This is a genomic window from Chryseobacterium sp. Tr-659 (assembly GCF_011752975.1).
GTDB lineage: Bacteria > Bacteroidota > Bacteroidia > Flavobacteriales > Weeksellaceae > Chryseobacterium.
Genome location: NZ_VWWP01000034.1, coordinates 1 through 255 on the forward strand (window position 1 = coordinate 1; position 255 = coordinate 255).

Below are 255 nucleotides of genomic sequence, written 5' to 3' on the forward strand. Positions count from 1 at the left end.
CGTCTAATCCTACTAACTATGCGCCCTATTCAGACTCGCTTTCGCTCCGGCTCCGGTACTTAATACCTTAACCTCGCTAGTAAAATTAACTCGTAGGCTCATTATGCAAAAGGCACGCCGTCACAGCGTAATGCTGCTCCGACCGCTTGTAGGCGTACGGTTTCAGGTTCTATTTCACCCTTCTATTCGAAGTGCTTTTCACCTTTCCTTCACAGTACTTGTTCACTATCGGTCTTTCAGGAGTATTTAGCCTTG

The 255-nt window shown here is 46.7% G+C and carries 1 rRNA gene; it reads right to left on the reverse strand.

Annotated features, from left to right (window positions below):
* Nucleotides 1-255, reverse strand: a 23S ribosomal RNA gene (locus tag F3J23_RS21565); the annotation flags it as partial.